The organism is Streptomyces sp. NPDC006733 (assembly GCF_040636125.1).
In the GTDB taxonomy this organism is placed as follows: Bacteria; Actinomycetota; Actinomycetes; order Streptomycetales; family Streptomycetaceae; genus Actinacidiphila.
Window position 1 is genome coordinate 152,401 of the sequence record NZ_JBEYJD010000009.1, and the last position, 13,811, is coordinate 166,211.

The following is a 13,811-nucleotide window of genomic DNA, read 5'->3' on the forward strand; positions in this document are numbered from 1 at the left end:
CGCCGGAGGTCGCCATGGTCATGCGCCGCGAGACTTTTCTGGACCAGGTTCAGGAACACGGCAAGTACGCCACCCGCGAGGAGGCGGACCGCGCGACGCGGGTTGTGCTGGCTCTGCTGGGCGCACATGTGGTGGGGGAGTGCGGGCGGAGCTGGCCGCCCGGCTGCCGGAGGCCTACGCCCTGATCCTCCTCACCCCCTCCAGGCGGCCTACCCGCTTTCTCCGGAGCGCTTCGTCCGCGCCACCGGCGCATGGATCGCGGGGGTCACGGAGCAGACCGCCACTTGGGACGTCAGCGCCGTACTGAGCGTTGCCGCCGATGCGGCAGGTGACGACCTCATCGCACGGGTCCTGCTCCAGCTCCCGCCGGGGTACGACCTCCTGTTCGGCCGCCCGCAGAACATCTCACCCGATCGGCCGAGCCGTTGCCACGGCCCCGGGTGCCGCTCCGGTGCCGGCCCCGGGGTGGCGGGGGTGCGGGTCACGGAGCGACGGGCTGGTAGGTATAGCCGGCCAGAGGGGCGAGGACCTTCCAGTCGAGCGCTTCGTACAGCGCTCGGCCGGAGAGGGTCGCGCCCAGGGTGCCGGTTGTCGCACCGTGCTCGACGGCCGCGTTGGTGAGGGCGCGCATTACCATCGTTCCGAGCCCGCGGCGCTGGTGCGCCACCTCGGTGATGATCTGATCGAAGACGCAGGCGGCCCCGGTCAGGCCGATCTGACCACGCGCGGCCAGCTCCCCGTCGGCGGCCAGGATGCGCACGCGGATGACCTGGCCGGTGGTCTCGGTGGTGGCCGCGTAACCGTCAGGCGTGAGTACGGCGGACGGGCGCAGGTCGACGGCCATCAGGAAGCCGGGACCAATCGGTTCCCATGCGGGCGGGAGCCACGGCTCCATGAAGTCCGGCTCCAAGAAAGCCTTGATGCAGGTGCCCGGTTGGGTGACTGTGCCGACGAGCCCGCGGACGGACTCGACATCGGGGTTGAGGAGGACATGGCGGACCGGCTGCGTCGGCAGCCCGACCTGGATGCTCAGCCCCCAGGGGGCATCCACCGGCTTCGGAACCTGCCGTGAGACGGTCCATCCGTCGACCCACGAACGCGCGAGATCCAGCATCCGGACACCCCTATGTAATGACTGCTGTACGCTTGTGAATATTACACATGGGAGATAGCGGCCTTCAAGGGATCGGCACACGAGTCCGCGGCAGGTTCCGTTGGGGCGGGAGGGGCGCGGCGGTGCGCCTGCCGCCGCGGTCCCGTGTCCGCTCGGAGCCATCCACGGTTCGGCGGCGGCGCTCGAGCGGGATGACGTCGCTTGGCTAGCGCAGCGTGTCGGGGTCGGTGCACAGCACGATGCCCACGACCTGGTTGCCCTGGACGCCGTACCCGGGGAAGGTCGCGCCGCCGCCGGGGGCGATGAGCAGGCATCCGACGTCGGTGGGATCGCGGTACTGCACGGTGAGGTTCCGCGGATCGGTGCAGTGGTTGGCCACGACGGTGTAGCGCCAGCTCGGGAAGTACTCGACGCACGCCGGCGCCTGCTCATCGGTCGCGGCGCCGAGCGCCTGGGCGGGAGGGGCGATCGCCACGGTGAGGGCCAGCAGACCCAAGGCAACAGTCGGCGCGATCGAGCGCAGCGAGGTTCGCATGGAACTCCTTGCAGGGAGGTGGACAACCAGGACCCGAGCGTAGGGTCGGCCGGTTGACACTGAATGATATTTCGCCAACCTGCGCAAGAGAGATGCCGGTTACACGGAGTACATCGTGTGGGAGGGGCCTTGAAGGCTCGCAGACCGGGAAACTCTGCTGAACCGGATGAATGTTCCTTCCCACGCGCTTCGGATCGGCGGGGGATGGGTGGGAGTTATGCATTCACCAGGCATCCCCCGTTGCGTTCGGGCGGATCAATGCGGGCGAAACATGCCGCATCGCGATAGCAGCCGAGAGATGTCTGAAATATCTTTCAGATACTTGCGCAAGAGGGATCGCATCCAGCTACGGTGCTCCCGCCGCAGCCATCGCAGGCTCACCGCAGCCCGGCGGCGGTGCCCCAGCATCATCATGATCTTTCCGTCAGCTCATCGAAGGAGCTCTCCGTGCAAACATCCCCGCAGGTCCTGCCGCTTCGCCTCCAGCTGTTGATCGCGAGCCTCGTCCTCGCGGCGCTGTCCCTCATCGCGTCGACCGCTTCGCCGGCCGCGGCCGCCCCGCGCATCGCGAGCGACCCCACCGTCGTGGCCACGTTCAATGTCACGGCGACCACCTACTGGGGACAGAACCTCTACGTTGTCGGCGGCGCGTCGGAGCTCGGTTCGTGGAACCCGGACAAGGCCGTGCCGCTGTCATCCGCGAATTACCCGACCTGGACCGGCACCGTTCTGCTCGCTGCCAACTCCCGGCAGGAGTTCAAGTACCTGATCAAGAATCCTAACGGCACCCTCACCTGGGAGCGAGGGCCGAACCGCACGACCGTCACGCCGCCCACCGGCACCTATATCACCCACGACGACTTCCGCTTCTGACCCTGCCCGCCGCACACCGCGCGGGGCCGGCGCCACCGTGTTGGCCCCGCGCGGTGTGCGCGGGGTCTGTCGGTGGGGGAGGGATGCTGGTCCCGTGACGACCCAGGGCGCAACCTCGATCAGCAGCCAGGCGACTGCCTGCTGATCCGCGTGCTCTGCTCGAGGACGTCGACGGGGGTGCGCTGGAGCACGCGTACGGACCGGCGCAGGACGCGCCGCTGCGACTGGTCCAACTCCTGGCCGGCGAACTGGCGCTCCCAGCGGAGGCGTTGGGCATGCTCGACGGTCGCTCCTGCACCAGGAGTGGCTCTGCACGAGGTGTCTCTTCTGCTGTAGGAGGCGGGGCCGGTAGTTGGCCTCGGCAGTGGCGCGATCAAGAAGGACCTGTTCCGGCTGCTGTCCCCGACGGCAGCCGATCGACCCTGGGGCTGCCCACTTCCGCGCGCGACGTGGCGGTCGTGCGCGCCGCGCTCGATGCCGCCCGCCCCGCCACGTCCCGACAACCCCTACCGGGCGGCAGGCGGCCGGTGTGCGGTGCTGGGCCGGCCACCGCCTCCAGCAGTAAGTCCGGCACGAAACCCAGCACCCGTTAACGGCAGCGGCCGTTCCTGCCGCCCTGCGCCGCGGCCCGGTTGCATAGGCTCGTTCCGCCCGCGGGGAAGACTGATGGGCTGTCATCCCCGCGGGGCGCGCACGGCAGATGGCCTCAGTTGGCGGCCTCTCATGGGCGCCGCGCCGCGCGCGTCACCCTGTTGCGCCCACGCCAGACGTGCGGCTGCTCCCCGGACGGCCTCCGCCGTCCGTGGCGTGGGCGAGGGCGCTGCGGACGGGCCCGTCGGCGTGCCCGCTCCGCTGGTCGGGCGGTTTGTGACGTGGTGAGGGCCACAGAGAGGATCGTCACAGATGCGTCCCATGTGTCCGATAAAGCTATATAACTTCCGAAGTGGAGTTCGTTTGCACGTAATTGGTCGCTCAGTAATGAAGTGATCCATTTCATATGTCTCAGGGTATTGGTTAGCCCTGCGCGGAAAGGTGCTTCCTATGACCGCATACCTCTGCCCTCCTGCAGTGATCCACGGCGAGCACGCCGTGGAGACCGGCCAGATCCTTACGGAGGTGCGCGATCGGCACCCGGAGGCGCCGTGGCTGTCACGGATCGACGGCATCGCGGCCAGTACCGGGATCGCCACCCGCGGGTGGATGCTGCCCTTGGCCACCGCCGTCGCGTCCAGCAGCGGCAGCGGGCTGCGCACGCCGGGCGTCGGGCGGGCCCGCCAGGCACTGATCCGCGACGGGTTCACCGAGCAGGAGGTGGATCGGGCGATCGCCGCGTTGGAGGCGATACCGGCGCCGCAGACCGTGCAGGAGCGCACCGCGCCCGCCTGGGAGGCCGTGCAGGCGTACGGGGAGCGCGCGGCGCGCGGGGCCCTGCAGAGCGCGGGACTGGACCCCGCCGACGTCGACTGCCTGATCACCAGCCACTCGACCACGCCGGCCCTGCCGGGGCTCGACATCGCACTGGCCGACCGGCTGGCGCTCCGCGACGACGTGCTGCTGCTGCCGGCCACGCAATGGGCGTGCATCGCCGGCACCCGCTCACTGGCGCTGGCCGCCGAGCTGGTGGCCGCGGACCCCGACCGGGTGGTGCTGGTCGTGATATCCGAGGCGCTGAGCACCACCTACCAGCCCGCGGACGACACCCTGGAGTCCTTGATCGTTCGGCTGCTGTTCGCGGACACCGCCGTCGCCGCCGTGGTCACCGGCCGCCCCCGCCCGCAGTCGGTGCTGCGGCTGGACGCGGCCTGGCACCACACCCTGCCCGGCACCCGCGACCTGCACCGCCTGGACACCCGGGCCGACGGCACGCACTTCGTGATGGACCGCCGCGGGCCGCGGGCCGTGCAGGACACCGTCGTCGCGATGTGGGAGTGGCTGCACCGCCGCCACCAGGACGACGCCACCGCCTGGCACCCCGACCTGCTGCTCGCGCACCCCGGCGGCACCCGCGTGCTGGAGTACATGGAGCAGACGATGCCCGCCGGATGGCCGGACGACCTGCTGACCTACAGCCGCGACAGCTACACCAGCGGCAACCGCGGCGGCGCGGCCGTCTTCGACATCTTGCGCCGCGCGCACGACGCCGGACAGACCGCGGGCAGCCGCACCGTGCTGTTCGCCGCGGCCCCGGGACTGACGGCCACCGCCGTGGAAGGGCAGTGGCTGTAGCGCCGCCGCACCACCCGCAGCTGAGCTCCGCTGCCGCTACCGGGCCAGCTCCGCCCAGACGACCTTGCCGGTGTCGGTCCACCGCACCCCCCAGCGGCTGGTGAGCTTGTGCACGACACGCAAGCCCCGCCCACTGTCGTCGAGCAGGCCGCCGCGCCGCAGCCGCGGCCGGCCGTTGCTGGTGTCCCCGACCTCGCACAGCAGGCTGGGACCGGTCTTGATCAGCCGCACCGTGATGGGCCCGGTGGCGAAGCGCACGGCGTTGGTGACCAGCTCACTGATCACCAGCAGGGCGCTGTCGCGCGGGTCGCTCTTGGCCTGCCACTGCCGCAGGACCGCGGAGGCCAGCGTGCGGGCCCGGGCGGCGGCGTCCTCACGCGCCGGCAGGTGCCAGGTCGCGGTGTCGCGCTGACGCCGCCCGGCCATCCGGGCCAGCAGCAAGGTCACGTCGTCGCGCAGGCGGCTGCGGGTGGCGAGCTCGACGACCAGGCCGCGGGCGGCCTGCTGCAGGTCGTCCCACGGGTGGACCCGGCTCACCGCGGCCGTCAGCCGGTCGATGCCGTCGTCGATGGAGACGGCCGGATCCTCCACCAGGCCATCGGTGTACAAGGCGAGCAGCGATCCGGGGGGTGCGGCGAAGGTGTGCACATCGAACGGCTCACGCAGCGCGAAGGCGGTGCCCAGCCCGGGATGCGGGTGCGTGGCCAGGGTGCGGGCGGACCCGTCGGGCAGCACCAGGATCGGCGGGAGGTGGCCCGCGCTGGCGGTGACCACCTGGTGGCTGACCGGGTCGTAGACCGCGATGCAGCAGGTCGACCCGAGCGCGCTGTAGCCGGCCGCCAACCCTGCCTCCGCGTCGTCCAGGAGCGTGACGGTCTCGTCCAGGTGCGCCAGCACCTCATCGGGCGCCAGGCCCGCCGACAGCAGCGCCCGGGCCTCCATGCTCAGCTGGCCCATGGCCGCCGCCGCGCCCAGGCCGTGCCCGACCACATCGCCGACCACCAGGGCGGTGCGCCCGTCCGGCAGCGGAAAGCTGTTGACCCAGTCCCCGCCGACGCCCGCACTGTCGGGAGTGGTGGGCTGGTACACGCTGGCGACCTCGATGGTGTCGCTGCCGGCGCGCGGCAGCAACCGGCGCTGCAGCGCGAGGACTTGCGCGTGCTCGCGCTGGTGCTGGCGGGCGAGATCGACGTGGTGGGCGGTGCGGGCCACCAACTCCTGCAGGTCGAGCAACTCACTGTCGTGGAACGGGCGGTCCGGGCGCCGCCAGACCTCCGCCACCCCCAGCACGACGGGCGGCGCGCCGTCGGCGCCGTCGAGGACCAGCGGAATGCACGCCACACTCACCGGGCGGTCGACGGGGACCAGCGCCCGCGTCAGCCGCGGATCGCCCAGCGCCCGCTCGATGGTCTGCCGGTCGGGCACGACCAGGGCCTGCGCGAGGTTGTCGCGCCGCACCACCAGCGACAGCAGCCGGTTCGCCGCGTTGGGCAGGTTGTCGCCGGGCGTCAGATACCCCTCGGGCCACGCCCGATCGGGCACCAGGGCCGCCCGCCGCAGCCGGATGCGTTTTTGCGCCTGCTCGGTGACGGCCTCACCGGTCCACACCGCGTAGTCGAGGTCGACGGCGGCCACGTCGCCCCACACCAGCAGGGACTGCGCCAAGGACCGCGCCGTCTCGCCGATGTCCAGGGACATCCCGATGGCGGTCTCGGACGCGTACAGGTGCAGCCGCTTGGCCATGGCGATCAGGGACACGGTCAGGCCCTGCTGGGGCGCCGCGGCGGGCAGGATGCTCATCGAGACCACCAGCTCCGACCCGTCCGCGCGCCGCAGCCGCTGGACGCGGGCGACATGCGCCTCACTGGTGTCCAGGACCTGCCGCAGCCGCCGGGTGACGGTCGGGATGTCGCCCGGCGGCAGCAGATCGGCGAAGGCCTCCCCGGCGGTCACCTGCAGCCCTGCGAAGGCCGGGGCGTCGAGGTTGCAGTGCGTGATGCGCAGCTCTCCGTCCAGGCTGACCGCCCCCAGGATCTGCTCCTGCCCGGCGTACGCGCCCTCGCCTCCGGCGGCCGGGGCAGTGGAGCGCTCAGCCGCCGCGGCGGGCGGGTCGGCGGCGGGGGCCGCCGCCGACCCCTCCCGCGGCATGTAGTCCCCCAGGGCGCGGCTGACCTGCTCGAACGGTGAGGTGGGACCGGGTGAAGATGTGGAGTCCATGCGGGTCTCTCAGCTCCCTCGCCGACCCCGGCACCTGACCGGAGGCGCACTCGAGGCTCTCGGGCGGGATACCGCCGAGATCCCCTACGCCCCCATTGAATAACACTCGCGCCCGCTTCGCCCCTGCGGCCGCCCTGCGCCGCAGGTCCGCACCGTCACCGAGCGTGCTGCCCGCGGGCCCGCCCGGAGCCGGCGGGCGGCGGCCGCGCGACCGCGACCCGTCAGCACCTGCCGCGGCAGGCTGCTGTCCCGCGATGGCGCCCGGTAGCGGCCGGATCGGTCAGGGGCCCACCCCGGGCGACGGGGTGATCAGTTCTGCGCCCCGTTGGCCGCGGTCACGTTCTCGATCACGGTGCGGAGTTTGGTCTGGGCCCGGGTCAGGTCCTGGATACGGGCGGCGATGCGGTCGCGTTCGACGATGAGCTGATCCAGCATGGCGGGGGTGGCGACGCCGGTGCTCACGCACGGCAGGAGTTCGACGACGGTCCGGCTGGAGAGGCCGGCCGCGAAGAGGTCCTGGATTAGCTGGACGCGCTCCAGGGCGTCGTCGGGATAGTCACGCTGTCCACCGGACGTCCGCGCCGATTCCAGGAGCCGCTGCTCCTCGTAGTAGCGCAGGGCCCGCACGCTGACCCCTGACCGCCTGGCGAGCTGTCCTATGCGCATGACGCAGACCGCTCCCTTCCCGCTCGTACCTCACCTGGACGTGAGGTTGAGGCTAGCAAGACCGGCTCCGGGGGAGGCCCGGGGCCCAGGCTCGCCCCGCGCGCGGCACCCGTACCCTCGCGGGTCGGCCCATCTTCGGCCGGGCGCGGCTTGCACCTCACGTCAACGTCAGGTTCTACAGTGGCGGGCGTCGGATGAACCTGTCATTCCGGCCCGTCAAAGGAAGGCCGACCACGATGCGCGCAGCCCGATTCCACGAGTACGGCGGACCGGAGAACCTGGTGATCGAGCAGGCCCCCGACCCCCACCCCGGACCCGGTGAGATCCGCGTCCGCGTCGCGGCGGCCAGTGTCAATCCCATCGACTGGAAGCTGCGCGCCGGCGCCCTGCAGCAGATGATTCCCCTGGAACTGCCCGCCATTCCCGGGCGCGACGGCGCCGGGGTGGTCGACGAGATCGGCGAGGGGGTGCAGGGGGTGAGCACCGGCGACCGGGTCTTCGGCCTGGGCGGTGTCACCGGGGCGTCCGCCGAGCTGTTCCTCCTGTCGGCCTGGGCGCACACCCCCGCCACCTGGAACGACGAGCAGGCCGCGGGCGCCGGTCTCGCGTCCGTGACCGCGCTGCGCGGGCTCAACGCGCTCGGCTCCCTCGCGGGGCGCACCCTCCTCGTCGAGGGCGCCGCCGGAGGCGTGGGCAGCGCGGCCGTCGAGATCGCGGTAGCCCACGGCGCCACCGTGATCGGCACCGCCAGTGAACGCAACCACGCGTTCCTCACCGAACTGGGGGCCCTTCCCACCACCTACGGCCCCGGCCTCGCCGAGCGCTTGGCCACTCTCGCTCCGCACGGAGTCGACCTCGTGCTCGACACCGCGGCCTCCGGTTCCCTGGACGACCTCGTGGCGCTCACCGGTGACCCGCAGCGCGTCGCGACGGTCGCCGACCATGCGGGCGGGCAGCGCCTGGGCACGCATGTGGTCAACGCGGAGAACGATTCCACGCTCCTGTCCGCGGCGGCGGAACTGGGCGGGCAGGGCCGCTACACCCCCCGCATCGAGCAGACCTTTCCGCTGGAGCGGATCGCCGACGCCCACGCGCAGGCCGAGCGCGGACGCACCCGAGGAAAGATCGTGATCTCCATCTGAGGCGGCGGATCGGTCGCGGAACCGGCCCCGTGCGAGGAGGTGCACCTGAGGGGTCTCAGGTGCGGTCGACCAGGTCCGCGACGGCCTCGGCGCAGCCCCACGACAGCGTGACTCCCGCGCCGCCGTGGCCGTAGCAGGCGATGACGGGGACGGAGTAGCCCGCGACGGGCTCCAGGCGCAGCGCGTCGCGGGCCGGGCGCAGCCCGGTCGCGCGGGACAGCACCGGCAGGCCGGCCAGGGCGGGCACGAGGGCGGTGACGCGGCGCAGGATCGCCTGTTCGACGGCGGGGTCGGGGTGGGTGGCCCAGGATCCGACCTGCGCGACGCCGCCGCAGACGATGTCGTCGCGGCGGGGCACGACGTAGGTCAGGCCCTCGGGGTGCGCGGTGTCGGTGACCCACTGGGTGAGGCCCGGGTTGGGCAGGCGGACGATCTGCCCGTGGACCGGATACAGCGCCGCATCGCCGAGCAGCGCCCCCGACCCCATCCCGGCCGCCACGACCACCAGGTCGGCCCCGCCGGCGACGTCCTCGACGCGGGCAACCCGGCGGGCGGTGAACGTCACGCCCCGGTCCGCGCAGGCCTGCTCCAGCCACGGCAGGTAGTGCGGCATGGAGATGACGGGCACCGTCGCCCACATCCCCGCCACCGCCCCGGCGGGCAGCTCGCCCGGGGTGGCCTCGTGGTGCTGGGGGACCGCGGCGGTCCAGGAGCGGTCCACGGCGTGGTCCCGTTCGACCACGAGGCCCTCGCGCAGGTCGACGCCGGTGGCCGGGTCGCCGGCCAGCTGCTCGAACCGTGCGCGGGCGGCCAGCAGCCAGTGCGGGAGCGAGGGCGAGGTCCCGCTGCGGTAGGGGAACCACACGGCCGCCGCGACGCTGGACACGCTCGCCTGCGCCCGCTGCTCGGCGAGGACGGTGACAGTGTGGCCGCGCCGGGCCACCTCGTGCGCGATGCTCAGGCCGATGATTCCCGCGCCGACGACATGGACTCGTTGTCCCACCACACCCGCACCCCCGTGCCTCGCTGCCGCTCGGGACGCTACGGCCCGAGGGCCGCCAGTGTGGCACTGCGCCCCCGGGCGGCAGGCGCCGGGTCAGGGGAGGTCGGTCGGGGTGCTGCCCGGCGGCATCTCCAGCTCGATCCAGACGACCTTGCCGTGGCGGGTGGCGCGGCTGCCCCAGCGGTGGGCGAGTTCGTTGACCAGGTGCATGCCGCGGCCGCCCTCGGCGTCGTCGGCGACGCGGCGCACCCGGGGCGCCTGGGCGTCGGTGTCGGCCACTTCGAGAGTCAGGACCCGGTCGCGGAACAGCCGCAGCTCGGTGGGCCGGCCGGTGTGCAGCAGGGCGTTGCTCACCAGTTCGCTGACGAGCAGCTCGCCGACCTCACTGAGGGCGGCCAGCCCCCAGGCGCGCAGGGTGGTGCGGGTGAACCGGCGGGCCTGGCCCACCACGGCCATGTCGCCCGACAGCGGCAGCCGGACGATCCAGTCGTCGCTCACGGGCAGCGCCCGCGCCATGATGATGGCGATGTCGTCCTCGCTGTCCTTCGCCGACAGCGCGTCGAGCACCGCGTCGCAGCTGGCCTCCAGGGACGGGCCGCGCCGGGACACCGCCTGCGACAGCAGCAGCATCCCCTCGTCCAGGTCCCGGTCGCGGCGCTCGATCAGGCCGTCGGTGTAGAGCACCAGCACCCCGTCCTCGGGCAGGGTGAACTCCACGTTCTCGAAGGCCACGCCGCCGACGCCGAGCGGGGCGCCGGACGGCAGGTCGATCAGCCGGGTTTCCCCGTGCGGGTCCTGCACCACCGGCGGCGGATGCCCGGCGCAGGCGATGACGCAGCTGCGGTCGACGGGATCGAACACCGCGCACACGCAGGTGGTGAACTGTCCGTCGCCCATGGCCGCCGCGGTCTCGTCCAGGCGCCGCAGCACCCGGTCGGGGGAGATGTCCAAGGTGATCAGGGTGCGGGCCGCGGTGCGCAGTTGGCCCATGGTGGCGGCGGCGCGGATGCCGTGGCCCATCACATCCCCGACGATCAGGGCGACCCGCCCGCAGGACAGCGGCACGACGTCGAACCAGTCGCCGCCGACCTCGCTGACGACGCTGCTGGGCAGGTACCGGTAGGCGATCTCCAGGCCCGGGGTGAGGTGCACCTCCTGCGGCAGCAGGCTGCGCTGCAAGGTGAGGGCGGTGTCGCGTTCGCGGCGGTACAGCCGGGCGTTGTCGATGCACACCGCGGCGCGCGCCGCGAGCTCCTCGGCGAGTGCCACGTCGGCCGCGGTGAAGGGCTCGGGATTGCGCAGCCGGATGAACTCGGCCCCGCCGAGCACTACGCCGCGGGCGAGCAGGGGCACCAGCAGATAGGAGTGGATGCCGGCGTCCAGGCCCGGTTGGATGCGCTCGGGGTGCGAGGAGATCCGGCGCAGGGCGGCCTCGTCGACGTGCGCCTCCAGCACGGATCGGCCGGTGCGCAGACTTTCGGCGTAGAGCTTGGCCGACCGGGACGTGCCGCCGATCGCGTCGGACGCGCCGATCAGGCCGGCTCCGGGGATCTCGCCGACGGCGACGGCGCGCACCAGCACCGTCCCGTCGGTGGGGGTCGGGCTGGGCGCGCCCAGCTCCTCCCCGCCTTGGACCACGGATTCCAGTAGGTCGACGGTGGCGAAGTCGGCGAACCGCGGCAGGACCAGTTCCACGAGTTCTTCCGCGGTCCGCGTCAGGTCCAAGGTGGTGCCGATGCGGGAGCTGGCGTCGTTGAGCAGCGCCAGCCGCTCCTGTGCCTGGTGGGCGTCTTCCAGGGCCTGCTGGCGGGCTTTGGAGGCGTTGCGTTCGCGGGTGTAGAGCAGGGCGTTGTCGATCGACACCGCGGCGCGGGCCGCCAGCTCCCCGGCCAGGGCCAGGTCGTCCTCGTCGTAGGGCCGATCACTGAGGGTGCGGTAGAAGGAGACCACGCCGACCACCGCGCCGCGGGCGATCAGGGGCACCACCATGAAGCTGCGCAGCCCCTGCTCGCGCACCGCGGCGCTGCGCAGGGGGTCCTCGGCGAACCAGCTCAGCCCCTGTGCGTCCATGTGGGGGACCAGCACCGGGCGGCGGTGCGCCAGGCTCCAGGCGTACGGGGTGCTGGGTGGAAAGCGGTGGACATCGCCGATCGGGGCGACTGCCAGGCGGTTCGCACCGGCGACGCTGTGGAAGGCCAGGCGGCGCAGGAGCGCCGACCGGTTGGGCGGGGCGGGGACCTCCTCCCCGCGCAACAGCGCGTCCACCACCTCGACGACGACCGCGTCGGCGAGCGTCGGGGTGGCGACCTCGGCCAGTTCGCGTGCGGTCTGGGTGAGGTCCAAGGTGGTGCCGATCCGCGCGGAGGCCGCGTTGATCAGGGCGAGTCGTTCGCGGGCCGCGTTGGCCTGGCGCAGGGCCTGCTGTCGGGCCTCGCCCGTGGCGTGCTCGCGCCGGTAGAGCAGCGCGTTGTCGACGGCGACCGCGGCCCGCGACGCCAGTTCGTCACCCAGCGTGACATCATCGGTGCCGAAGGCTTCCGCGCCGCCGCTGCGCGAGTACACCACCATCCCCAGCACCATCCCGCGCACGAGCAGCGGCGTCACCCGCACCGTCCGTGCCACCGCCCGGTGGTAGGCGTGCACCCTGTCGGCGGCCGCCGCCGCGGCCAGCGGCGGCAATTCCGCCGAGGGCACGCTGACCGTCCGCCCGGTGTGCAGCGCCCGGCCGTACGGCGAATCCCGCTCCACCGGGTGGATCGCGCCGATCGGCAGGTCGGCCAGCGGATAGTCCGGGTCGCAGCTGGCAATCGCCAGGCGGCGGACCTGCTCGGCCCCGCCGGGGCCCGCTGTCTCGCTGTCCCGCCCGGTCAGCAGCCGTTCCAGGACGAAGACGCCGCTGACGTCGGCCAGCTGGGGCACCATGGTGTCGGCCAGTTCCTGCGCGGTGCGCCCCAGGTCGAGGGTGGTGCCGATCCGCGAGGTGGCGTCGACGAGCACCTCGAGGCGGGCGCGCGCGGAGGCGGCCCGCGACTCCGCCTGGAACCGCTCGGTGACCTCGATGATCGTCGAGCTCACGCCGAGGATCCGCCCGTTGCGCTCCTCCAGTCGGAAGTACGAGGCGGACCAGGCGCGTTCTCGGGTGGGGTCGGCGGGGGTGATGCCGTGGGAGCGGGCGTCGAGGACCGGCTCGCCGCTCTCCAGCACCTGCCGCATCACCGCCTCGATCTCCGCCCCGTTCAACCCCGGAAGTACCTCACTCAGGCGCCGGCCCAGATGCTGCTCCGCGGGCAGGCCGTTGATGCGGGCCAGGGCGTCGTTGAGGCGCACGAAGCGCAGATCGGTGTCGTACACGGCCATGCCGACGGGCGACTGGGTGAAGAAGCTGTCGAGGACGGCCAGGTCGGACTCGATGCGGCGGACCTTGCGCACATCCGACGCGACCGCGAGGACCAAGGACCGGCCGGACTGCGTGAGCACCGGATGGGTGCGGAATTCCAACGTGACCACATGGCCGTCGCGGTGCTTGACGGGAAAGACCCCCGACCAGGCCTCGCCGCCCAGGATGCGGGCGAACAGCCCCCTCACGTGCGGTTGCTGGTCCTCGGTCACCAGCAGGTGCGCGGCGAAGGCGCCGACGGCCTCCTGGGGGGTGTAGCCGAGCAGGGCCTCGGCGTCGGGACTCCAGTGCAGGATGCGCCCGTCGTCCTGGATCAGCGCGGTGGCGATGGGCAGGAACAGCAGACCGCGAGCGAGCGCATCGCCGTACGGCGCATCCCCGTACGCCGCGTCGTGTCCCTCGCCCGCATCAGTCGTCGGCCCGTTCATGTGCCTCTCGCTGTGCATGGTCCCGAGACCGCCCGGAGGTCGATGTTCCGCCCTGTCATCTTCCCACGTCCGCCGCCGTTCGCTCGCGGAGCCGCGCAGACGGCGCCCGGCCGGGCGGGTCACCCGTTCGGCCCATGCGGGGGCGGGATGCGGCCTGGCCAGCCGGGGCGGCGCACGAGGTTCGTCTCGGTCGGGGCGGCCTTGCACGGC

9 protein-coding genes and 1 pseudogene are annotated in these 13,811 nt (G+C 72.6%); 4 read left to right on the forward strand and 6 right to left on the reverse strand.

Annotated elements, in window-relative coordinates; translation table 11 throughout:
- Positions 1 to 14 precede the first annotated feature (14 nt).
- Positions 15 to 399: pseudogene (locus tag ABZ721_RS10995) on the forward strand (DUF2267 domain-containing protein); the annotation flags it as partial.
- A gap of 82 nt (positions 400 to 481) precedes the next feature.
- On the opposite strand, the gene ABZ721_RS11000 reads toward ABZ721_RS10995, so the two are convergent.
- Together ABZ721_RS11000 and ABZ721_RS11005 are read right to left on the reverse strand one after the other, a co-directional pair.
- Positions 482 to 1,114, reverse strand: coding sequence for a GNAT family N-acetyltransferase (locus ABZ721_RS11000; RefSeq protein WP_358788313.1), 633 nt, complete (start codon positions 1,112 to 1,114; stop codon positions 482 to 484).
- Between the two features lie 205 nt (positions 1,115 to 1,319).
- Positions 1,320 to 1,649, reverse strand: coding sequence for an alpha-amylase (locus tag ABZ721_RS11005; RefSeq protein WP_358788314.1), 330 nt, complete (start codon positions 1,647 to 1,649; stop codon positions 1,320 to 1,322).
- A gap of 447 nt (positions 1,650 to 2,096) precedes the next feature.
- Between ABZ721_RS11005 and ABZ721_RS11010 the strand changes: the two genes are divergently transcribed.
- Together ABZ721_RS11010 and ABZ721_RS11015 are read left to right on the forward strand one after the other, a co-directional pair.
- Positions 2,097 to 2,522 (forward strand): carbohydrate-binding module family 20 domain-containing protein, encoded by a 426-nt coding sequence (locus tag ABZ721_RS11010; RefSeq protein WP_358788315.1) that lies wholly within the window; start codon positions 2,097 to 2,099, stop codon positions 2,520 to 2,522.
- Between the two features lie 1,041 nt (positions 2,523 to 3,563).
- Positions 3,564 to 4,748 carry a type III polyketide synthase gene (locus ABZ721_RS11015; protein WP_358788316.1) on the forward strand — a complete coding sequence of 395 codons (1,185 nt, stop codon included), beginning with the start codon at positions 3,564 to 3,566 and terminating at the stop codon, positions 4,746 to 4,748.
- 36 nt (positions 4,749 to 4,784) lie between these two features.
- Here the strand turns inward: ABZ721_RS11015 and ABZ721_RS11020 are convergent, their stop codons facing one another.
- Positions 4,785 to 6,965, reverse strand: coding sequence for a SpoIIE family protein phosphatase (locus ABZ721_RS11020; RefSeq protein ID WP_358788317.1), 2,181 nt, complete (start codon positions 6,963 to 6,965; stop codon positions 4,785 to 4,787).
- A 309-nt stretch (positions 6,966 to 7,274) separates the two neighbouring features.
- The gene (locus ABZ721_RS11025) at positions 7,275 to 7,631 is read right to left on the reverse strand and encodes a MerR family transcriptional regulator (RefSeq protein WP_358788318.1); all 357 of its coding nucleotides are present in this window, start codon (positions 7,629 to 7,631) and stop codon (positions 7,275 to 7,277) included.
- Between the two features lie 236 nt (positions 7,632 to 7,867).
- Here ABZ721_RS11025 and ABZ721_RS11030 point away from each other — a divergent pair, with 236 nt between their 5' ends.
- Positions 7,868 to 8,773, forward strand: coding sequence for an NADP-dependent oxidoreductase (locus ABZ721_RS11030; protein WP_358788319.1), 906 nt, complete (start codon positions 7,868 to 7,870; stop codon positions 8,771 to 8,773).
- 55 nt (positions 8,774 to 8,828) lie between these two features.
- Here the strand turns inward: ABZ721_RS11030 and ABZ721_RS11035 are convergent, their stop codons facing one another.
- The gene (locus ABZ721_RS11035; protein WP_358788320.1) at positions 8,829 to 9,779 is read right to left on the reverse strand and encodes an FAD-dependent oxidoreductase; all 951 of its coding nucleotides are present in this window, start codon (positions 9,777 to 9,779) and stop codon (positions 8,829 to 8,831) included.
- Positions 9,780 to 9,869: 90 nt separating this feature from the next.
- Positions 9,870 to 13,601: a SpoIIE family protein phosphatase gene (locus tag ABZ721_RS11040; RefSeq protein WP_358788321.1), complete on the reverse strand. Its 3,732-nt coding sequence runs from the start codon at positions 13,599 to 13,601 to the stop codon at positions 9,870 to 9,872.
- Positions 13,602 to 13,811 lie beyond the last annotated feature (210 nt).

Coding starts and splice junctions, on each gene's coding strand:
- ABZ721_RS11000 (WP_358788313.1), bottom strand. CDS start 1,114: ATGCTGGATCTCGCGCGTTCGTGGGTCGACGGATGGACCGTCTCACGG.
- ABZ721_RS11005 (WP_358788314.1), bottom strand. CDS start 1,649: ATGCGAACCTCGCTGCGCTCGATCGCGCCGACTGTTGCCTTGGGTCTG.
- ABZ721_RS11015 (WP_358788316.1), top strand. CDS start 3,564: ATGACCGCATACCTCTGCCCTCCTGCAGTGATCCACGGCGAGCACGCC.
- ABZ721_RS11020 (WP_358788317.1), bottom strand. CDS start 6,965: ATGGACTCCACATCTTCACCCGGTCCCACCTCACCGTTCGAGCAGGTC.
- ABZ721_RS11025 (WP_358788318.1), bottom strand. CDS start 7,631: ATGCGCATAGGACAGCTCGCCAGGCGGTCAGGGGTCAGCGTGCGGGCC.
- ABZ721_RS11030 (WP_358788319.1), top strand. CDS start 7,868: ATGCGCGCAGCCCGATTCCACGAGTACGGCGGACCGGAGAACCTGGTG.
- ABZ721_RS11040 (WP_358788321.1), bottom strand. CDS start 13,601: ATGAACGGGCCGACGACTGATGCGGGCGAGGGACACGACGCGGCGTAC.